Origin of the sequence: Mesorhizobium sp. B3-1-6, assembly GCF_006439555.1 — a bacterium.
Lineage (GTDB): Bacteria > Pseudomonadota > Alphaproteobacteria > Rhizobiales > Rhizobiaceae > Mesorhizobium.
The window spans coordinates 170,154-189,924 of sequence record NZ_VFTM01000003.1 but is presented as its reverse complement, the minus strand read 5'-3'; the positions used below and the strand labels follow the sequence as shown (position 1 = coordinate 189,924).

The following is a 19,771-nucleotide window of genomic DNA, read 5'->3' as shown; positions in this document are numbered from 1 at the left end:
GTTCAGGGTCGCTGAAAGCGGCCCTGAACGCGTTTGTGCTGCGGATAACGGGCTAATGCATGTCGCGCAAAGTAACCTCGGTTTTGCGACAACGACATGTATCAAGCAACGCGCGTCGCGTGAATCCGTTTCGACGCGACGCGCTTTTAGGCGACCAGTTTCAGCCCGACGATGCCGCAGACGATCAGGCCGATACAGGCGAGCCGGACAATCGTCGCGGGCTCGCCGAGCAGCCAGATGCCGAGCAGCGCCGTGCCGACGGTGCCGATGCCGGTCCACACCGCGTAGGCCGTGCCGACGGGCAGGGTCTTCAGCGCCAGCCCGAGCAGGCCGAGGCTGACGATCATCGAGGGAATGGTGAGAAGGGTCGGCAGCGGCTTCGAGAAGCCGTCGGTATATTTGAGGCCGATCGCCCAGCCGATCTCGAACAGGCCGGCGAAGAAAAGAAGAATCCAGGACATCGAAGACACTCCGTCATTCCGGCATCGCTTGAGATGCCTGGTGGCGGGTCGTCCCGGCCGGTTTTCGGGGAAGCGAGGTCGTCCTCGCCCTTGATATGGGGTGGCCTGTTTCCCGATCAACAAAACACCGGCAGCACTGTCATGCCGCCGGTTCAAAGTCTGCATTGAGCCGGATCGACCGAATTTCGGCCGCTTACTTTTCCTTTATGCGCATCGCCTTGACCGGCGGCGCCTTCGGAGCCGGGGCCGCAGCGGGCTTCTTGGCGTCCTTCTTCGGCTTGCGGGCTTCCTTGCCCGCCTTCATCGCACCTTTAGCCATGATTCGCTCCTCCGATTGTGGACGTGCAAGTGAAACAAGAGAAATGCCGGACCGCAAGAGGCCCCGCCTCGCTTGCGAAGCCGTCCAGCCGGATGTCAACCGGTTTCCCGACGCCATGCTGGCTCGAGCGCGCTATGGTGGCTTGAACTTCGGACTGCCTGGCGCATTGTCTGTGGAGTTTCGCCTGGGCGGGCATCAATGCTCGGGCGCGCCGGGAGATCGAATGGCAGGACATAGCGGGTCAAGACGAGTGATCTATGCCGCGCTCGCCGGCAATTTGGCGATCGCGCTGACCAAATTCGCGGCGGCGTTCTTCACCGGTTCGTCCTCCATGCTGTCGGAAGGCGTGCATTCGCTGGTCGACACTGGCAATGGCGGGCTCCTGCTCTACGGCATGCACCGCGCCGCGCGGCCGCCCGACCGTACCCACCCGCTCGGCCACGGACGCGAGCTCTATTTCTGGAGCTTCATCGTGGCGCTTCTGGTGTTCGCGCTCGGCGCCGGCGTTTCCTTCTATGAGGGCGTCATCCACATCATGGCGCCCGAACCGGTCGTCAATGCCAAGGTCAACTACATCGTGCTTGCCCTCTCCTTCGTCTTCGAGGGCAGCTCATGGCTGGTGGCGCTGAAGGAGTTCCGGCAGCAGAAGGGTAAGCAAGGCTGGTTGCAGGCTGTGCAATCGAGCAAGGATCCGAGCGTCTACACGGTGCTGTTCGAGGACAGCGCCGCGCTGCTTGGCCTTATCGTCGCCTTCGCCGGCATCCTGTCCGCCGAACTTCTGGAAATCCCCGAGCTCGACGGCGTCGGCTCGATCGGCATCGCCATCATCCTGGGCGCCACGGCTATCTTCCTGGCGCGCGAGAGCAAGGGCCTGCTGCTCGGTGAACCTGCCTCGTCCGAAGTGCAGAAGAAGGTGCTGGCGATCGTCCAGGAGGATCCGGCGGTCCAGCGGGCGAACGGAATCCTGAGCGTCCATATCGGGCCGGAGGAAATCGTCGCGGGTTTGAGCATCGAATTCGAGGATCATCTCACCGCGCCCGAGATCGAGGCCTGCGTCGAGCGCCTGGAGGCGAGGCTGAAGCAGGAAATGCCGCAGATATCCAGGCTCTTCGTCAAGCCGCAAACGACTGGCACATGGGAGCAGCGGCGCGAGGCCATCGCCGAGGCTTCGGACGAGAGTTAGGTTCAACGCAACGGACTTCGTGAGGAGGAAAGCTGATGAAGATCGACGGCGGATGTCATTGCGGCGCGATCGCCTATGAGGCGGAGGTCGATCCGCAAAAGACCTCGATCTGCCACTGCACCGACTGCCAGCAGCTGACCGGCACGGCCTTTCGGGTCACCGTTCCGGCGCCGGAAAGCGACTACCGGATCACCAGGGGCGCGCCGAAGATCTACATCAAGGTCGTGGCAAGCGGCGCCAGGCGCGCCCAGGCTTTTTGTGCCGACTGCGGCTCGCATCTTTATGCAACGTCGGTCGGCGATGGTCCGAAGGTTTATGGGATCAGGGTCGGGACCGCGCGGCAGCGTCAGGACTTGGTTCCCAGACAGCAGAAATGGCACCGGTCGGCCCTGCGCTGGCTTCCGGAATTCGAGGGCATGGCGACGACGGAAGAGCAATAGCGCTATCGGATCGGCCCGCCGGCGCGAGCCTTGGCGATTGGCCGAATCTTCCGCGACTACTCGTCTCCCTCGACGACTCGCAGCCTGAGTTGGCCGGTCTTGGAATCAGCCACGCGCGCCCCGGCCTCGACCTTGGCCGGCCCATTGCGCGGCGGCTCGGCCTCGCCCTCGGCAAACTCCAGCGCCTCGATCTTCTGGCCGCGCTTGGTCACTTTCGACGTCGAGACCAGGATGTCGTCGATGTCCTTGGTCGCCTGGCCGAAATGCGTCTGCAGCCGGCGCACCCGCTCGTCGACCCGCGCCACATCCTCCATCAGCCGGATGACCTCGCCCTGGATCAGATGCGCCTGCTCGCGCATGCGGGCGTCCTTCAGGATCGACTGGATGACCTGGATCGACAGCATCAGCAGCGAGGGCGAGACGATGACGACGCGGGCGCGGTGCGCCTTCTGCACCACCGCCTCGAAATTCTCGTGGATCTCGGCGAATACCGATTCCGACGGCACGAACATGAAGGCGGTGTCCTGCGTCTCGCCCTGGATCAGATATTTTTCGGCGATATCGCGGATATGTATCTCGATGTCGCGCCGAAAAGCCTGCGCCGCCGCCTTCTGCATGTCGGCGCCCTCGGCGGCCCGGATGGCGTTCCAGGCTTCGAGCGGGAACTTGGCATCGACGGCCAGCATCGGCGCGCCGTTCGGCATCCGCACCAGGCAATCGGGCCGGCTGCCATTGCTCAGACTGGCCTGGAACTCGTAGGCGCCGTGCGGCAGGCCATCGGCGACGATCGCCTCCATGCGCGACTGGCCGAAGGCGCCGCGCGTCTGCTTGTTGGAGAGGATCGCCTGCAACTGCACGACCTGGCCGGCCAAGGACTGGATGTTGCCTTGCGCGGTGTCGATCACCGCCAGCCGCTCCTGCAGCTTGGCCAGGCTCTCATGCGTCGACTTGGTCTGCTCGGCCATGGTCTGGCCGAGACGCCCGGTCATGGCGTCGAGCCGTTGTCCGAGCGACTGGGTGAGCTCGGCCTGCCTCGCCCCAAAAACTTCGGCGATCGCGCCCATGCGCCCCTGCATCTCGGCTTGCGCCTGCATAATGTCGGCCATTCTCGCCTCGGCATCGCGGGCATGGTCGGCGGCTTCGGCGGCCGCCATCGCGCGCGCCCCGGCCGCGCGCCACAGGGCGACCACGAGCGCCACGAACAGCGCAAGCAGAAGGACTGCGCCGAAAGCCAGCGCCTGGCCAAACGTGATGGTCGTGGCGCCAAGCCGCGCGATGGGCTCGGAAAGCATGGAGGTCATGTCGTTCATTTGGCCAGCATAACCGATTCGGCCTCCTGGCACAGATCAAAACGTGAACAAGCCAAAGATGCCCCGGTTGACGCTTTTCAAGCGAGGTCTTAGGTGAGACGCCATGTCGATCAAGCCTCTCATCATCCTTCCCGATCCTGTGCTGCGCCAGGTTTCCGAGTCGGTCGAGCGCGTCGATGCCGATTTGCGCAAGTTGGCCGACGACATGCTCGACACCATGTATGACGCGCCGGGCATCGGCCTTGCGGCGATCCAGGTCGGCGAGCCGCGGCGGCTGCTGGTCATCGACCTCGCCAAGGAAGGCGAGCCGCCGGAGCCGCATGTCTTCATCAATCCGGAAGTGCTCGAAAGTTCCGACCAGCGTTCCGTCTATGAGGAGGGCTGCCTGTCGATCCCAGACTATTATGCCGAGGTCGAGCGCCCGGCTTCGGTGCGGGTGAAGTATCTCGACCGCGACGGCAAGCTGCAGGAGATGCAGGCGGAAGGCCTGATGGCCACCTGCCTGCAGCACGAGATCGACCATCTCAACGGTGTGCTGTTCATCGACCACATCTCGAAGCTGAAGCGCGACATGGTGGTGCGGAAGTTCAAGAAGCTCGCCAAGGACAAGGTGCCGGGCAAGATGGTGGGCTAGGGGCGGTCTGGACCGCGCGAGCACCTGGAGCTGCCATGAAACAGGATCGCAGGACGTCATGCCGCTTCGCGTCATCTTCATGGGCACGCCGGATTTTTCCGTGCCGACCTTGCGCGCCATCGTCGAGGCCGGCCACCAGATCGCGGCCGTCTACACGCAGCCGCCGCGTGCCGCCGGCCGGCGCGGGCTGGAGCTGACGCCCTCGCCGGTGCAGCGCGAGGCCGAGCGGCTGGGGCTCGAAATGCGCACGCCGACATCGCTGAAAGGCGAGGCCGAGCAGCAGGCCTTCGCCGCCTTGCGGGCCGATCTCGCGGTCGTCGTCGCCTACGGTTTGCTGTTGCCGAAAGCCGTTTTGGACACGCCGAGGCTAGGCTGTCTGAACGGCCACGCCTCGCTTTTGCCACGCTGGCGTGGTGCTGCTCCCATCCAGCGCGCGATCATGGCCGGCGATGCGGAGACCGGCATGATGATCATGCGCATGGAAGAAGGTTTGGACACCGGGCCGGTGGCAATGGTTGAAAAAGTCGCCATCGCACCCGATATGACGGCCGGCGAATTGCACGACCTCCTGATGGTTCAGGGCGCTTCGCTGATGGTTGAGGCGCTCGCCCAGTTGGGGATAAATTGTCTGACATTTGCCCAACAGGCGACGGCAGGGGTGACCTACGCCCGAAAGATCGATAAATCGGAGACACGCGTAGACTGGACGCGGCCTTCTGGCGAAGTCCACAATCACATTCGCGGCCTCTCGCCCTTTCCGGGCGCGTGGTGCGAGGTCGAAATTGGCGGCCGCATGGAGCGGCTGAAACTGCTTCGCTCGACGCTCTCGGATGGCGTCGGCGAGTCGGGAGGAATTCTCGATGACCGGCTGACGGTCGCCTGCGGGTCGGGCGCGGTCAGGCTGGTCGAAGTTCAACGGGCGGGCGGAAGGCCTGCCGCCGCGCAGGAGTTTTTGCGCGGAGCCAAGATCGAAAAAGGAACGAAACTCACATGAGCATGATGTCGATACGCGCGGCGACGCCGCGGGATCGCGAGGCGATCCGCCTCGTCGAAGAACATGCCTTTGGCCAGCAGGCGGAAGCCGGCCTGGTCGACGCGATTGTCACTGGCGGCGATGCCGTCGTCGAACTGGTTGCCGAGGAAGACGGCCAGGTCGTCGGCCATATTCTTTTCTCGCGGCTTTTCGTGCAGAACGGCGCCAAGCAGTTCGCCGCTGTCGCGCTGGCGCCGCTGGCGGTCGAGCCCTCCTTCCACGGCACCGGCATCGGCGGCGCGCTGATCCGCGAGGCGCATGTGCGGCTCAAGGAAGCCGGCGAGACGCTGGCCGTGGTTTTGGGCGATCCGGTCTATTACGGCCGCTTCGGCTACACCCACGCCCGCGCCGGAAAGTTCGAAAGCGAGTACCAGGGCGAGGCGCTGCAGGCGCTGGCCTGGGGCGACTCGCCCGAGACCGGCAAGCTGGTCTACGCTTCAGCCTTCACCGCTTTAGCCGCCTAGGTTAAGGCGAAAGCACAGCTGGCATGCCGCGTTTTCGGCTCGATATCGAATATGACGGCAGCCGGTTCGCGGGCTGGCAGCATCAGGCCGACCAGCCCTCCGTGCAGCAGGCGATCGAGCAGGCGATCGAAAAGTTCTGCGGCGAGGCCGTAAGAATACGTGCCGCCGGCCGCACCGACGCCGGCGTGCACGCCACTGCCCAGGTGGCGCATGTCGACCTGGCCAAAGCGTGGCCGGGCGACAAGGTGCGCGATGCGGTGAACGCCCATCTGCAGGCGGCCGGCGCGCGCGTCGCCGTCCTGAAAGCGGCCGTCGTCGCCGACGGTTTCGACGCGCGCTTTTCCGCCACCGGCCGCCACTATCTCTATCGCATCCTCAATCGCCGGGCGCCGGCGGCGCTGGAAAAGGGCAAGATCTGGTGGGTGCCGAAGCGCCTCGACGCCGAGGCCATGCATGAGGCTGCCAAGGTGCTCCTCGGCCGGCACGATTTCACCACCTTCCGCTCCACCCAGTGCCAGGCCGAAAGCCCGGTCCGCACGCTTGACCGCCTCGACGTCAGCCGCGATGGCGACTTCATCGAGGTGCGCAGCTCGGCCCGCTCTTTTCTGCACAACCAGGTTCGCTCGATGGTCGGCTCGCTGAAGCGCGTCGGCGACGGCTCCTGGGGCGCCGCCGATCTCAAGGCGGCGCTCGAAGCACGCGACCGCGCCGCCTGCGGCCAGGTTGCGCCGCCGGATGGACTGTTTCTTGTCGGGGTGGATTATGCGGCGGCAACCCAAGAGCCAAACGCCGCAGCCGAGGATAGGGTGACCTAACCCGTCGTGCCGTCCGGTATGTCGATGCCGAGCAGTGCCTGCAAGCCGAACAGGACGAGCAGCGAGGCAATGAACATGCCGACGAACACGGTGGTGCCCACGGCGGCGCCCCTGCCGATCGATGCATTGGTCATGCGCCATGTCAGCACCATCGAGAGCGCGAACAGGAACAGCGACACGAGGCTGTTGACGTCGCTGGTCGAAGGCAGGAAGAGCCTGAGCAGCGCCGAGGGCAGCATCAGCCAGGCGATGATCGCCGACGTCCAGTTGGAAGCGACGACATAGTGGACGAAGCGGCCGCCGATGCCGGCGCGCGGCGCGACCAGCGCGAGCGCCACCAGCGGCAGCACCCAGGAGCCGATATCGACGGTCGCCAGCCGTATCAGCATGCCGAGGCGTCCGGCGAAGGCGTCCGGATCGCCGATCTCATTGGCTATCCCGACCCAGCCGACGATCAGCGCCGGCGCCGCCACGACAATGGCGAAGAAGGAATTCCAGAAACCGTCGGCCGAAAGGTCGAGCAGGCGCAGGCCGTCGGCCTTGCCGAACATCAGCCGCCAGGCGCCGGCCAGCGAAGCATAGGTTTCGTCCGCCGAAAGCATGGTCACGAAAGGCCTTGTCCGAACCAGTCTTCGATGAAGCGTTCGTAGATTTGCGTCAGCGTCTCGAGGTCGGCAAGCGCGACGCGCTCGTCCACCATATGCATGGTCTTGCCGACCAGGCCGAACTCGACCACCGGGCAATAATCCTTGATGAAGCGCGCGTCCGACGTACCGCCGGAGGTGGAGAGCGCCGGCGTCTTGCCGACCACCGCCTTGACCGAGCTGCCCAGCGTATCGATCAGCTTTTCGTCACGCGTGAGGAAGACATGGCTCGGCCGATCGCGCCAGACAAGCTCGTACTCGACCGGCGCCTTCTTGCCCGGCCGGTATTTCTTGCGCCCGGCGGCCTGGTCGAGCCGGTTGTGGATATCGGCCTGGACGGTCTCCGCATCCCAGGTGTCGTTGAAGCGGATGTTGAAAATGGCCGTCGCCTTGGCTGGGATGACGTTGGTCGCCGGATTGCCGACATCGATCGATGTCACTTCGAGGTTGGTCGGCTGGAAATCCTTGGTTCCCTTGTCGAACACCGGATGGAGCAGCGCGTCGACCAGGCTGATGAGCCCGCGCACCGGGTTGTCGGCAAGCTGCGGATAGGCGGCATGGCCCTGGCGTCCATTGACGGTCACGCTGCCCGACAGCGAACCGCGCCGGCCGATCTTGATCATGTCGCCGAGCGCATCCGGATTGGTCGGTTCGCCGACGATCGAGGCGTCCCATTTCTCGCCCTTGGCCGCCGCCCAGTCGAGCAGCTTCGTCGTGCCGTTGATGGCCGGTCCTTCCTCGTCGCCGGTGATCAGCAGCGACACCGAGCCTTTCGGCCCGCCATTCTTCGCGACATGGCGCGCCACCGCCGCGATGAAGCAGGCGATGCCGCCTTTCATGTCGACGGCGCCGCGGCCATACATCTCGCCATTGGCGATTTCGGCGGCGAAGGGCGGATGCGTCCAGGCCGCCTCGTCGCCCACCGGAACCACATCGGTATGGCCGGCAAACATCAGATGCGGGCCGTTGCCCGAGCGCCGCGCATAGAGGTTTTCGATGTCCGGCGTGCCGTCTTCCGAGAAGACCGGTCGCTCGACCGAGAAGCCGAGCGGCTTCAGCATACCCTCCAGCGCGGCAAGCGCCCCGCCTTCGGCGGGCGTCACGGAAGGGCAACGGATCAGGGCGGCAAGATTCGCGGCGGGATCGGTCGGCAATGTCATGGGCAAAGCGATAGTCGAAAGCGTTTGTCGTGTCACGATGGCAGATCATCGCCGGTCATGCCGCCGACAATATGGTTTTCGTGGCGTATAAATGCATGTCGCCCGGAAGTGTGGGCAGCGTTTCCGGGAAAACGACATGCATAATGGTAAGTTGCGGGCCAAGCGAGGACGAATGCGTGGCCAGTGAAACAAGCACCATCGCGATAGCCGGCGCCGGCAGCATCGGCTGCTATGTCGGCGGCTGCCTGGCGCTCGCCGGACGCAAAGTCGTCTTCCTCGGCCGCGGCGGCGTCGTCGAGGCCATGCGCGAAAGCGGGCTGCGCGTCAGCGATCTTGACGGCCGCGACCGCCGCGTCGAAGCGCGAGCGAGTTCGGCCACGGACGATCCGGCGGAAGCACTCCCCGATGCGGACGTCATCCTGGTGACGGTGAAGAGCGGCGCAACCGCGGAGATGGCCGGGCTGATCGCCGCCCACGGGCGCCCGGATGCCGTGGTGGTCAGCCTGCAGAACGGCGTCGACAATGCGGACAGGTTGCGCGCCGCGCTCCCTGGACGGCGGGTGCTGACTGGCATGGTCATGTTCAACGTCGTCCAGTCGCCCGACGGCGAGACGCCGTTGCGTGCGCATCGCGCCAGCCAGGGCGAGGTGATGATCGACGATGGCGTCGATGGCCTTGCCGGTCTGCTCGACGTCGACGGGCTTGCCGTCGAAGCGCGCGCCGACATGAAGGCGGTGCAATGGAGCAAATTGCTGATGAACCTCAACAATGCCCTGGTGGCGCTCTCCGACCTGCCGCTGGCGAGGCAACTGGCCGACCGAAGCTGGCGCGTCATCCTCGCCGCCGAGATCGACGAGGCGCTCGCCGCTATGAGGGCGGCGGGCATAGCCCCGGCGCGCATCACCGGCCTGCCGCCGGCGCTGCTGCCGAAAGTGCTGCGGTTGCCCGACTGGCTGTTCGGGCTTCTGGCGCGCCGCATGCTGGCGATCGACCCTCGGGCGCGCTCGTCGATGTGGGATGACCTCAAACGCGGCCGCCCGACCGAGATCGACGAGTTGCAGGGCGCGGTCATTCGCCTAGCCAGGCGAACGGGCGCCCCGACGCCGGTCAACGAACGCGTCACCGCGCTGGTGCGTCAGGCGGAAGCGGTAAAGTGCGGTCCGCCTGGTCTTAGGCCGGAAGTGGTCAGCGGCGGTCCTCGATCAGCGTGATCTTCTGCCAGATCTTGCGCGACAGGTTGGAGGACAGGTTCTCGATGTCGTTGACCGCGTTGACGACGACATCGTCGTTGACCGACTGCGCGAACAGCGCCGCGATCTTGCCGGTGATCGACAGCATCTCCGAGCAATAGTCGAGATAGCGCGCCAGGTCGGCGGGGTTGGTGATGCGAGCGGGCGAGTGCGAGGTCGGCTTGAAGTCGGCCGACAGCGTCGCCGGATCCTTGGTCAACTGGTGCATGTCGATGACATGGATCAGCGAGCGCAGCCCGTGCAGCTGCCGGAACACTTTCTTGCGCTTGATCCGCTCCTCGGCGCGGATCAGCGCCAGCAGGCCGAGCACCGCCAGGATCACGGTGTTGATCGTCGCCTCGATGCCCTGCATCGACTGCACGGCATCGTCGGCGCCCGAAATGCGGTCGAGCGGCAGGATGGTGCCGACGAACAGGAACATCGCCACGCCGGCAATGAAGGCCGCGACGATGACACCGCGCAGCCACCAGATCGGCGCTTCCAGCTGCTTGGCGGCCTTGGCGAGGTCCCGCGACAGCGACACCAGTTCGGCGGCGACGGCGCGCAGGCCCCTTTCCGGGAACCGCTCGGCGACACGCTCCTCCAGCCTTTGGGCGGTCTCGATGATCCGCGTCGGATCGAGCGTGCGGTAGCGCATGGCGACTTCAGCTATCGCCCGGCGCGTTGGTGCGCCTGCCGTAGCGGTTCGGTCCGGGATCGCTGCGGAAACAGGCAAGGATGATGAGCAGGATGGGACCGATGATCAGCGAGATCAGCGCAAAATAGGTCGGCTTGCCGAAATCATGGAAGCGCTTCGCCGTCACCGCGAACGTGGCCCAGGCCGAGATCAGTAGCACGCCCCAGCATATCATGGCCCAGTTCTGGCTGGCGCTTGTGTTCAGCTCCACCCGCGCGAACTGGTAGAACGGGAAAAACTGGACAAGCACCAGCAAAATCCCGGCCAGCGCATAGGCGACCGGGCTCAGCCGCCCCGAAAGGCTGAAGAACAGCCAGAGGAATTGCGATCTTTCAGACACTAGCGTCCGCTCCGTGGTGGAGGATCAGTCGCGCAGCAATTCGTTGATCGAGGTCTTGGAACGGGTCTTGGCGTCGACGCGCTTGACGATGACGGCGCAGTAGAGACTCGGACCTGGCTCGCCATTGGGCAGCGGCTTGCCCGGCAACGATCCGGCGACCACCACCGAATTCGGCGGCACTTCGCCGTAAAAGATCTCGCCGGTGGCGCGGTCGACGATCTTGGTCGACTGGCCGATGAACACGCCCATGCCGAGCACCGAGCCTTCGCGCACGATACAGCCTTCGACCACTTCGGAGCGCGCGCCGATGAAGCAATTGTCCTCGATGATGGTCGGGCCGGCCTGCATCGGCTCCAGCACGCCGCCGATGCCGACGCCGCCGGAAAGATGCACGTTCTTGCCGATCTGGGCGCAGGAGCCGACCGAGGCCCAGGTGTCGACCATGGTGCCCGAATCGACATAGGCGCCGACATTGACGAAGGACGGCATCAGCACCGCGCCCGGCGCGACATAGGCCGAGCGGCGCACGATCGAAGACGGCACGGCGCGGAAGCCGGCCTTCTCGAAGTCGACTTCGCTCCAGCCGTCGAACTTGGATGGCACCTTGTCCCACCACACGGCCTGGCCGGGACCGCCCTTGATGATTTCCATCGGGTTCAGCCGGAAGGAGAGCAGCACCGCCTTCTTCAGCCATTGATTGACGTGCCACTTGCCGTCGTCCCGCCGCTCGGCGACGCGGGCGACGCCGCGATCGAGCAGGTCGAGCGCCGTCTGGATGGCGTCGCGCGTCTCGCCGCGCGTCGCGGTCGAAATCGTGTCGCGCTCCTCGAAGGCCTTTTCGATGGTCTTTTCGAGGCTCGCCAGATCGGGCTTCGACATGATTTCGCTCCATTACCAAGCTGTTAAGGGGCTGCGCCTTAACCTGTTTAAAAGTCGCGCGGACCCTATGTTAAGGCTCAATGGGGGTCAATCGCGCCAGCGTCACGGGACGGCGCAAGTAAGGGAATTGGACGGGTGGATTCGATGACTCCCATGGAAAAGGCGGGATGGACGCCGCTGCCGCATTCGGACGAGGATCTGGAACGCTCGAAAGGCGTGCCGGATACCCCGCAGACACGTGCCGAGACCTACCGGCTGGCCTGGAACGATCCCGAGTTCATGACGCGTCGCGAATTGCGCGCCGTACGGCTGCAGCTTGAGCTGCTCAAGCCGGAAATGATCCTGGCCGAACGCGGCATTCGCTCGACCGTCATCCTGTTCGGCGGCGCCCGCCTGCCCGAACCGGGCGGCGAGGCCTGGGCGGCGAAGAACGAGACGCAGAAGAAGAACCTCGAGGCGAACAGCAAATATTACGAGGAAGCGCGCAAATTCGCCCGCCTGTGCTCGCAGCAGTCGGCCACCTCCTATTATCGTGAATATGTCGTGGTGACCGGTGGCGGGCCTGGCGTCATGGAGGCCGGCAACCGCGGCGCCGATGATGTCGGCGCGCCGTCGATCGGCTTGAACATCGTTTTGCCGCACGAGCAGGCGCCCAACGCCTATGTCACGCCGGAGCTCTGCTTCAACTTCCACTACTTCGCCATCCGCAAGATGCATTTCGTCATGCGCGCCAAGGCGGTCGCGGTGTTTCCGGGCGGCTTCGGCACGATGGACGAGTTCTTCGAGACGCTGACGCTCATCCAGACGGGACGCATGGAGCGCGTCCCGGTCATCCTGTTCGGCAAGGCGTTCTGGCAAAGGGCGATCGATCTCGACTTCCTCGCCGAGCAGGGCACGATCTCGCCCGGCGATCAGGACATCATCGATTTCGTCGACACGGCCGACGAAGCCTGGGACATCATCCGCCGCTTCTACAAGCTCTGAAAGCGGAGCCCCGGAAGCGCAACCTGCCGGTTCGCCTACACCGGCAGTTCGATCAGCCAGCCATTCGAGTGCGCGAAGCGCACGATGGCGGCGCGGGAGTGAAGTTCGAGCTTGTCGGTTGCCCTGGTGCGATAGGTTTCGATCGTCTTTATGCTGAGGCTGAGCCGCGACGAGATTTCCTTGTTGCTGTAACCGAGCGCCACCAACTGGATGACCGACCGCTCCCGTTCGCTGAGATTGCCCGGATCGCCCTGCGCGCCGCCGCGTGGGCTCAATATGCGCGCCGCAAGCGCCGGATCGACATAGTTGTCGCCGGCCAACACGCATCGGATGGCCTGCAGCAGGTCCGTCGCGGTCGACCGCTTGACCACGAAGCCGCGCCCGCCCGCCGCCAGCACCTGACGCAGGCAGCCCGGGTCCTCATGCGCCGTCAGCGCTATGCAGCTGACCTCGGGAAAGCGTTCGCCAAGCCGTTCGATCAGCGTGACCCCGTTGATGCCCGGAAGCGATATGTCGACCACCGCGACGTCGGGCAGCGACTTGCCGATCCCCTCGAGGGCATCGTCGGCATTGCCGGCCAGTCCGACGATCGTCAGATCGTCCTGGCTGTTGATCATCGCCCCGACCCCCGACAGGATGATCGGGTGGTCATCGACCACAAATATCCGTCTGCAGCACACCTTCAACCTCCATCAGTCGATGAAAGAGCCTCTCGCCTGGAGCGGGCCCTCTTGTTCTTGATGGTCTAGGCAACTGCCCCGCCTGGCGCGGGACGCCCGTCTGTCCTGGCAGGCCTGAACGGCCGCAACGGGTAAGCCATCCCCCGCCTAACCCAATGATGCCGCACTGTAAGCCGCGGCTAATGTCCGGGATGTGCAGCGCTTCACGTAATCCCACCTGACGCCGAAGATGCCGTTTCAGACCCGATCGCATCGTTGCCGGCTCGAAGCCGCCGGTCAGCCGGCGAGGGGCACATCGGCGTAAATGGTGGTCCCCTTGCCCCAGGCGGTTTCAACCGACAATTTGCCGCCGACCAGCGCCAGCCGCTCCCGCATTCCGGCAAGTCCCAAATGGCCTGGACCAGGTTCGGCGCTGCCGTCAAAGCCGCGGCCGTCATCCTCGATCGTCAGGCGCATCCGATCGTCCTGGATGTGCGCCGTGACGCTGACGCGGCTCGGCGCGGCATGCTTGCCGATATTGGTGAGCGCTTCCTGGGCAATGCGGTACAGCGTGAGCGCGATCTCGGCAGGCGGCGGGCTCGACAGGGCTTCAAGGTCCATCTCGCATGCAATGCCGAGTTGACCGCAAAGCATGGTTGTCAGGTCCTCGACCGAAGCCTTGAAGCCGAGGCGATCGAGGTCCGCGGGTCGCAGGCTCCAGGCGGCGTCATGCACCCTGGCGCTCAGCTGGTCGATAAGCATCGCGGCGCGCTCGAGGCGGGCGTCCATCTCCGGCGAGCCGGCGCGAACGATGTGCAATTCGAGCGCGACGCTGGCGAGCATCTGGCCCAGATCGTCATGTAGCTCGCGCGACAGGCGCAGGCGCTGCTCTTCCTGCACGGCAACCAGATGCCGCGCCAGGCCACGGCGCTTTCTCGAGCTATCGTCTTTGCCGGTGTCGATGCCACCCTCCATCGACTTCTTTTCCGTCAACGCCGCGAAGTGCCGGCCCCGCGAGAAGAGGCACAAGGGTTGATGCTCCGCGCAATATACACCCGGCATATGCTTTTATGCCTGTCAGTTTTTTCCCGATTACTTCAACTTTCCCTGACACGGGGATCAGCAGAAAAACCGACGGCACCTGCCGATCAGCCCGAATTCATGGGCGCTATTTCTGCGTGCATCCTTGGAGCGTCCTCTCGGTCATCTTGAACTGGCCGGGAAGCTCAACACAAACCAAGGAGAACGTCATGAAAAAGATCATCCTGGCCGCGGCTGTCCTGTCGGCTCTGACTGGTTCGGCATCCGCATTTTCGGTCGGTAGCGGCAACGGCAACGGCAACGGCAATGTCGGCGTCGGCAACGGCAACGGCAACGGCAACGCCAACACCGGCGCCTTCAACGGCAACTTCAACGGCAACGGCAATTTCGGCGCTGGCAACGGCAACGGAAATGGAAACGCCAACATGGGTGCCTTCAGCGGCAACTATAACGGCAACCTCAATGCCGGCGCCGCCAACGGCAACGGCAACGGCAACGGCAACTTCGGCCTCGGCAACGGCAATGCCAACGGCAACGGCAACTGGGGCGCCGGTAACGGCAACGGAAACGGCAACGCCAACCACTAGCGTCGCCAAGCTTTAACTTGGAAAGACGCAGACGTCTCTGGGATCGCCGAGCCACGCGCCCGTCCCCCGCGCAAGGCTATCGCGACATGTCGCCGGCGGTCCCAGTCCTTTTCGAAACAGGTGCAATTTCAAAAAGCTAAGCCATGGAAGGAGCTCGCAGATGAAACGCTACGTCATATCGGCGCTATGCCTGGGGTTGTTGAGTGCAACCGCGGCGAAGGCTGACACCGCGACGGGCAGCCAGGCCTTCGGCATGTCGGCTGTCCAGGGGGCGGTCGGCAAATACGGCCAAGCCATCGGTTCGAACGTCAGGAGCATGAACCCGCTCGGCAACTTCGGCGGCAATGTCGGCTACAAGAACAGCGGTACCGGTAATGTCGGCGCCTTCAACAGCGGCACCGGCAATGTCGGCGCCTTCAACGGCAACAGCAACACCTCGCCGACAAGCGGCAACAGCAACATTGGCGCCTTCAACGGCAACTCCAACACCGGCCAATACAACGGCAACAGCAACATCGGTGCCGGCAACGGCAACTTCAACGGCGGCAACTTCAACGGCAACGGCAATGTCGGCGGCTTCAACGGCAACTCCAACGGCCGAGGGAACCGCTGATGACCATCTTGAGATCAGCCGCGCCCGTTCGGCCTCGCCGGCGCCGGGTGGCGGCGAGGCTGCTTGAAGGAAGCTGCCTCGCGCTCGGCACGCTGCTTGCCGCGATCCTGGCTGCCGACGCCTCGACCCTGGTCAGGATTGCCGACCTTGCGATCGGCGTCGGCGTGACCAACGGTCTTGGCACCACCGGCAATTTCAACGGCAACGGCAATTCCGGCAACTTCAACGGCAATGGCAACAGCGGCAATTTCAACGGCAACGGCAATGCCGGAAGTTTCAGCGGCAACTTCAATGGCGGCAGCTTCAACGGCAACGCCAATTGCGGCAACGGCCACGGCAACGGCTACTCGTCCGACGGCAATGGCAACGGCATGGGAGCCGGAAGCACTCCGGACTTGTGCCGGTTTCTGAAGGACCTGAATGGCCGGCTGGGGCTGCCGCCCGGCACGATTCCGGATTTCGATTAGGTCCTCGATACAAGATTGCAGGCCCATCGATAGGCCAGATACTCACCGCTCATTCGATGAAATCAGGGCAAACGCTGGGGATTGGCCGAAGCCTCCCAGCCTCGTCATTCTAGGGCGGAGCAGCCGCGAAGCGGCGTCGCGCAGACCCTGGAATCCATTCCGTGACCTGGGCCGTGGAATGCAGCAGAGCAGAATTCTGCACCGCGGCAACGCTCGAAAGCCACGGAATGGATCCTCGGGTCTACGCGCGTCGCTTCGCTCCTTGCTCCGCCCGTGGATGACGATCGCGATGGGCGTTTCGGCCAACCTCCCAGGCTTGCCCTATGCAAACATCGTTCAGGCCACGACCTCGACGATCGCGGTCAGGAAGCTGGCGAGATCGTCGGTGACGAAATCGACGTCGTCCTCGTTTGCAGGGTCGCGTTCCCAGATCTCCGAAAAGGTCGGCTCGAAATTGCGCGGCACCACCAGCACGGTCGTCATGCCGAGCGTTTTCGGCACGGCCAGATTGCGCGCCAGATCCTCGAACATCACCGCATTATGTCCGGTCACCGAGTGCAATTCGGCAAAACGCTCATAGGTCTGGCGCTCCGGCTTGGGATTGAGCCCCGCCGCGACGATGTCGAAGATGGCGTCGAAATGTTCCAGTATGCCGAGCTGGCGCGCGGTGCGCTCGGCATGCCTGCGGTCGCCATTGGTGAAGATGAATTTGCGCCCGGGAAGCTGGCGGATCGCCGCGCCCAGCACCGGATCCGGCACCAGCCGCGAATAGTCGATGTCGTGCACCTTCTCGAGGAAATCGTCGGGATCGATGCCGTGCCGCTTCATCAGCCCGTTCAGCGTCGTGCCGTATTCCAGGTAGAGCTCCTTCTGCAGCTTGCGCGCCTCGTCGCGCGAAAGCGTCAGCAACTCGCCGACATAGGCGGTCATCTTGACGTCGATCTGCGCGAACAGGTTCGAGTGATGCGGATAGAGCGTGTTGTCGAGGTCGAACACCCAGTCCGTGACATGGGCAAAGCGGGCAGGATCGGGTGTCATCGTCATACGCTTCTTATGGCACGCCGGCGCGGAGGTTATCCACAACTTATGCGCGTCACGAAGTGTGAAAATGGCGTCTCACTTCAAATTTTAAAAGTCTCGGAAAGGTCGCCTTCAGCGCTTGCTGGCACAGAGGCTATCCGTTGGGAGCAAGTGATGAGTCGCATATTTTTGAGGGCCGCTGCCGTGGCGTTCGCTTCGGTCGCTGCCTCGCTGTTGTTGACGCTGATTGTGGTTCCGGCAATGGGCTTTCCGATGAGCCGCACCGTCTGGCTGGCGTCGACGGTTTGCCCGCTCGTGCTCGCCTGGGCCGCCAGCGCCAGCAGCTTCTGGCAAAGCGACCGGTTGCAGAACGCCCATCGCGAGCTTGCCCGCGCCCATGCGCAGCTTGCGGCGGCGCACAGGCGCCTGTCGGAAAAGGCAAGCCGCGACGACATGACCGGCATGCTCAACCGCGAAACCTTCTTTGCCGCGCTCGACGGGTCGCGGCGCAAGAGCGATCGCGGCGCGCTGCTCATCATCGACGCCGATCACTTCAAGAGGATCAATGACAGCTACGGTCATCTGACGGGAGACGAAGCGCTGCTTCTGATTGCCGGCGCCATCGAACGCGGCATTCGCAGCGGCGACATGCTCGGCCGCATCGGCGGCGAGGAATTCGCGGCTTTCCTGGTCGGCGCCAGCGAACCGGAAGCCAAGCATATCGCCGAGCGTATCCGCCGCGAGGTCGAGCTGATCCGCTTCCGCCCCGTCGACGAGCGGACCGTGCCGCTCACGGTCTCGATCGGCGGCATAAGCTGCGGCGAGAGCGCTACCGTTTCCGATCTGATGCGCGCCGCCGATCGCAGGCTTTACGAGGCGAAGAACCGCGGCCGCAATCTTTCGATCCTCGACCGCGAACTCCCCGAGGCGGCATGAAGCCGCGGGCGTTAGGAAAACCCTAACCATGTCCATATTCAACCGCGCTGAACTTCCGGGTGTAACCCCGTTTTCACCTAGGTTTGGCACGGAATTGGCCTCCTTGGCGGCATGTGTGCCGTTCAGGAACGGCATGCGTGGATCGACGCCCCTATCGAGAGACGTGTCATGAGCAGGTTCATAAGAAAAATGTCGCGCCGCGCGATCGTACAGGCGCTGATCGCGCTGCCCGCGCTGTCGCTGTTCCGCAACCAGCCGGCCGTGGCCGACCCCGATGAAATCGTCGAGATCAATGGCTGGATCCTGCGGCGGAGCGATCTCGCATGATCTTCGACAGCTACGAAGCCTACAAGCAGGCCGGCTTCAAACCCAAGGCCTGTATCCTCGGCTCCGGTCCGGCCGGTACGACGATCGCCAGGAAGCTCGGCGCAGCCGGCATCCCGGTCGTTGTCCTGGAGGCGGGTTCGCGCGAATTCAGCGACGAGTCGCAGGATTTCTATCGCGGCAGGACGGTCGGCGATTTCTATTTCGACCTCGACATCACCAGGCTGCGCTTCATGGGCGGCTCATCCAACCACTGGGCCGGCTGGTGCCGCGTGCTCGACAGCCAAGATTTCGAGCCCAAGGCCTGGGCGCCGGACACCGGCTGGCCGATCAGCCGCGCCGACATCGAACCCTACCTCGGCGAAGTCCACGACATCCTCGAGCTTCCCGACTTCCGCCCCGATGTGCCGGTTTCGGACGACATCCGCTGGGTGCAGTTGATCAAGAGCCCGGCGGTGCGCTTCGGCGAGAAGTTCGCCGACGAACTCGACAAGAGCAAGAACATCGCCGTCGTGCTCAACACCTACGCGACCGAGCTTACCGGCGACGGCAAGCGCGTCACCGGCGCGAAGCTCTGGTCGAACGGGCAGGACGCCGGCACCTTCGGCGCGGACTATTTCGTCACCTGCACCGGCGGGCTGGAAAACTCGCGGCTGCTGTTATGGTCGAATGAGCGCTCGAATGGCGGCGTGGTGCCGAATGCGACGGCGCTCGGCCGCTACTGGATGGAGCATCCGACCTTCGAGGGCGGCAATGCCATCCTCGCCAGTTACTCGGAGTTCGAGGTCGACGCCTCGAACGAAGCCTTCTTCTCGCCGACGCTTGCCGCGATGGAGCGGCTGCGGATCATGAATTTCGGCATCCGGCTGATCGAGTCGCCCTATCCCAATGTCAAGAAGCTGATCGCCGATCTCGCCTGCACCGCGCCCAACATGGCGGAGTGGATGTCGTCCCAGCTGGACCAGAGGCTGCACTGCGCGGCCCAGCTTTACGTCGCCTGGGAACAGGCGCCGCTTGCCTCCAACCAGATCGAGCTGTCGAAGGTCGATGTCGACCACGCCGGCGTGCCGCGCATCGAATTGCATTGGAAGAAGTCGCCGCTCGAGCGCCGCACGCTGCTCGAAGGCCTGAAGCTTTTCGGCGCGACCATGGCGCAGAAGAATCTCGGCCGCGTCCGCATCGACGACTGGATCGGCAATGGCGACGATTATCCGACCAATGAGGAAACGGCCGGCCACCACCACATGGGCGGCACCCGCATGGGCACCGATGTCTTGAAAAGCGTCGTCGACGCCAATTGCAAGGTGCACGGCATGGACAATCTCTATGTCGGCGGCTCCTCGGTGTTCTGCACCTCCGGCCAGTGCAACCCGACGACGACCATCACCGCGCTCGCTTGCCGCCTGGGCGAGCACCTCGGCAAGGTGATCGTCGTCTGATCTACCGAAAAGACCGGCTTGGCCGATGCAAAGCGGCCCAGCCGCCTGTCAGCGGCTGAACCGCCCTGAATGTCGGTTGGGCGAAAACCGACC

Annotated in this window: 25 protein-coding genes; 14 read left to right on the top strand and 11 right to left on the bottom strand. The window is 64.2% G+C overall.

The features are described 5' to 3' along the window. Positions 1-146: 146 nt before the first annotated feature. Complete coding sequence (gene sugE, locus FJ414_RS05130) at positions 147-461, bottom strand: quaternary ammonium compound efflux SMR transporter SugE (RefSeq protein WP_140641965.1); 315 nt, start codon at positions 459-461, stop codon at positions 147-149. A gap of 193 nt (positions 462-654) precedes the next feature. After that, complete coding sequence (locus FJ414_RS31975) at positions 655-780, bottom strand: hypothetical protein (RefSeq protein WP_095819016.1); 126 nt, start codon at positions 778-780, stop codon at positions 655-657. 223 nt (positions 781-1,003) lie between these two features. Between FJ414_RS31975 and FJ414_RS05120 the strand changes: the two genes are divergently transcribed. Together FJ414_RS05120 and FJ414_RS05115 are read left to right on the top strand one after the other, a co-directional pair. Then, on the top strand, positions 1,004-1,963 hold the full coding sequence (locus tag FJ414_RS05120; protein ID WP_140641963.1) for a cation diffusion facilitator family transporter: 960 nt from the start codon (positions 1,004-1,006) through the stop codon (positions 1,961-1,963). 35 nt (positions 1,964-1,998) lie between these two features. Further along, a complete protein-coding gene (locus FJ414_RS05115; RefSeq protein WP_140641961.1) occupies positions 1,999-2,403 on the top strand; it encodes a GFA family protein in 405 nt (134 codons plus the stop codon). A gap of 56 nt (positions 2,404-2,459) precedes the next feature. Here the strand turns inward: FJ414_RS05115 and FJ414_RS05110 are convergent, their stop codons facing one another. Beyond that, on the bottom strand, positions 2,460-3,713 hold the full coding sequence (locus FJ414_RS05110) for a DNA recombination protein RmuC (protein WP_140641959.1): 1,254 nt from the start codon (positions 3,711-3,713) through the stop codon (positions 2,460-2,462). A 103-nt stretch (positions 3,714-3,816) separates the two neighbouring features. On the opposite strand from FJ414_RS05110, the gene def reads away from it, so the two are divergent. The 4 genes from def to truA are packed head-to-tail and all read left to right on the top strand — an operon-like array spanning position 3,817 to position 6,659. Then, on the top strand, positions 3,817-4,347 hold the full coding sequence (gene def / locus FJ414_RS05105; protein WP_140641957.1) for a peptide deformylase: 531 nt from the start codon (positions 3,817-3,819) through the stop codon (positions 4,345-4,347). Positions 4,348-4,405: 58 nt separating this feature from the next. Beyond that, entirely contained in the window at positions 4,406-5,341 is a 936-nt protein-coding gene (fmt, locus tag FJ414_RS05100; protein WP_140641955.1) for a methionyl-tRNA formyltransferase, read from the top strand. Then, on the top strand, positions 5,338-5,844 hold the full coding sequence (locus FJ414_RS05095; RefSeq protein ID WP_140641953.1) for an N-acetyltransferase: 507 nt from the start codon (positions 5,338-5,340) through the stop codon (positions 5,842-5,844). The genes fmt and FJ414_RS05095 overlap by 4 nt, the downstream gene beginning before the upstream one ends. Before the next feature lie 23 nt (positions 5,845-5,867). Continuing rightward, entirely contained in the window at positions 5,868-6,659 is a 792-nt protein-coding gene (gene truA / locus FJ414_RS05090) for a tRNA pseudouridine(38-40) synthase TruA (RefSeq protein WP_140641950.1), read from the top strand. On the opposite strand, the gene FJ414_RS05085 is transcribed toward truA, so the two are convergent. Together FJ414_RS05085 and dapE are read right to left on the bottom strand one after the other, a co-directional pair. Beyond that, positions 6,656-7,261, bottom strand: coding sequence for a transporter (locus tag FJ414_RS05085; RefSeq protein ID WP_140642079.1), 606 nt, complete (start codon positions 7,259-7,261; stop codon positions 6,656-6,658). The genes truA and FJ414_RS05085 overlap by 4 nt on opposite strands. Before the next feature lie 2 nt (positions 7,262-7,263). Continuing rightward, entirely contained in the window at positions 7,264-8,463 is a 1,200-nt protein-coding gene (gene dapE, locus FJ414_RS05080; protein ID WP_140641948.1) for a succinyl-diaminopimelate desuccinylase, read from the bottom strand. 176 nt (positions 8,464-8,639) lie between these two features. Between dapE and FJ414_RS05075 the strand changes: the two genes are divergently transcribed. Then, positions 8,640-9,674 carry a 2-dehydropantoate 2-reductase gene (locus FJ414_RS05075; RefSeq protein WP_246672301.1) on the top strand — a complete coding sequence of 345 codons (1,035 nt, stop codon included), beginning with the start codon at positions 8,640-8,642 and terminating at the stop codon, positions 9,672-9,674. Here FJ414_RS05075 and FJ414_RS05070 read toward each other — a convergent pair. From FJ414_RS05070 to dapD, 3 genes are read right to left on the bottom strand one after another with little or no spacing between them, the layout of a single operon-like run. Then, complete coding sequence (locus tag FJ414_RS05070) at positions 9,649-10,350, bottom strand: hypothetical protein (protein ID WP_140641944.1); 702 nt, start codon at positions 10,348-10,350, stop codon at positions 9,649-9,651. The two genes, FJ414_RS05075 and FJ414_RS05070, sit on opposite strands and share 26 nt — an antisense overlap. Before the next feature lie 7 nt (positions 10,351-10,357). Further along, positions 10,358-10,729, bottom strand: coding sequence for a DUF805 domain-containing protein (locus FJ414_RS05065; protein WP_140641942.1), 372 nt, complete (start codon positions 10,727-10,729; stop codon positions 10,358-10,360). Positions 10,730-10,753: 24 nt separating this feature from the next. After that, on the bottom strand, positions 10,754-11,608 hold the full coding sequence (gene dapD / locus FJ414_RS05060) for a 2,3,4,5-tetrahydropyridine-2,6-dicarboxylate N-succinyltransferase (RefSeq protein WP_140641940.1): 855 nt from the start codon (positions 11,606-11,608) through the stop codon (positions 10,754-10,756). A gap of 144 nt (positions 11,609-11,752) precedes the next feature. On the opposite strand from dapD, the gene FJ414_RS05055 reads away from it, so the two are divergent. Beyond that, positions 11,753-12,592: an LOG family protein gene (locus tag FJ414_RS05055; protein ID WP_140641938.1), complete on the top strand. Its 840-nt coding sequence runs from the start codon at positions 11,753-11,755 to the stop codon at positions 12,590-12,592. A gap of 35 nt (positions 12,593-12,627) precedes the next feature. Here the strand turns inward: FJ414_RS05055 and FJ414_RS05050 are convergent, their stop codons facing one another. Together FJ414_RS05050 and FJ414_RS05045 are read right to left on the bottom strand one after the other, a co-directional pair. Beyond that, positions 12,628-13,251 carry a response regulator transcription factor gene (locus tag FJ414_RS05050; protein ID WP_246672300.1) on the bottom strand — a complete coding sequence of 208 codons (624 nt, stop codon included), beginning with the start codon at positions 13,249-13,251 and terminating at the stop codon, positions 12,628-12,630. A 297-nt stretch (positions 13,252-13,548) separates the two neighbouring features. Next, on the bottom strand, positions 13,549-14,226 hold the full coding sequence (locus FJ414_RS05045) for a sensor histidine kinase (RefSeq protein WP_181181528.1): 678 nt from the start codon (positions 14,224-14,226) through the stop codon (positions 13,549-13,551). A 275-nt stretch (positions 14,227-14,501) separates the two neighbouring features. Here FJ414_RS05045 and FJ414_RS31385 point away from each other — a divergent pair, with 275 nt between their 5' ends. From FJ414_RS31385 to FJ414_RS31380, 3 genes are all read left to right on the top strand, one after another. Then, positions 14,502-14,879 carry a hypothetical protein gene (locus FJ414_RS31385; RefSeq protein ID WP_181181527.1) on the top strand — a complete coding sequence of 126 codons (378 nt, stop codon included), beginning with the start codon at positions 14,502-14,504 and terminating at the stop codon, positions 14,877-14,879. Between the two features lie 160 nt (positions 14,880-15,039). Beyond that, entirely contained in the window at positions 15,040-15,492 is a 453-nt protein-coding gene (locus FJ414_RS05035) for a hypothetical protein (RefSeq protein WP_140641933.1), read from the top strand. Next, positions 15,492-15,959 (top strand): hypothetical protein, encoded by a 468-nt coding sequence (locus FJ414_RS31380; protein ID WP_181181526.1) that lies wholly within the window; start codon positions 15,492-15,494, stop codon positions 15,957-15,959. Before FJ414_RS05035 ends, FJ414_RS31380 begins: the two co-directional genes overlap by 1 nt. A 336-nt stretch (positions 15,960-16,295) precedes the next feature. Here the strand turns inward: FJ414_RS31380 and FJ414_RS05025 are convergent, their stop codons facing one another. After that, entirely contained in the window at positions 16,296-17,003 is a 708-nt protein-coding gene (locus tag FJ414_RS05025; protein WP_140641931.1) for a pyrimidine 5'-nucleotidase, read from the bottom strand. Between the two features lie 150 nt (positions 17,004-17,153). Between FJ414_RS05025 and FJ414_RS05020 the strand changes: the two genes are divergently transcribed. The 3 genes from FJ414_RS05020 to FJ414_RS05015 all read left to right on the top strand — a co-directional run bounded on the left by FJ414_RS05020 (position 17,154) and on the right by FJ414_RS05015 (position 19,678). Beyond that, a complete protein-coding gene (locus tag FJ414_RS05020; RefSeq protein ID WP_140641929.1) occupies positions 17,154-17,915 on the top strand; it encodes a GGDEF domain-containing protein in 762 nt (253 codons plus the stop codon). A 168-nt stretch (positions 17,916-18,083) separates the two neighbouring features. Next, on the top strand, positions 18,084-18,242 hold the full coding sequence (locus FJ414_RS31375; protein ID WP_181166880.1) for a hypothetical protein: 159 nt from the start codon (positions 18,084-18,086) through the stop codon (positions 18,240-18,242). Then, positions 18,239-19,678, top strand: a complete 1,440-nt coding sequence (locus FJ414_RS05015; protein ID WP_140641927.1) for a GMC family oxidoreductase — start codon at positions 18,239-18,241, stop codon at positions 19,676-19,678. The genes FJ414_RS31375 and FJ414_RS05015 overlap by 4 nt, the downstream gene beginning before the upstream one ends. The last annotated feature ends 93 nt before the right edge of the window (positions 19,679-19,771 follow it).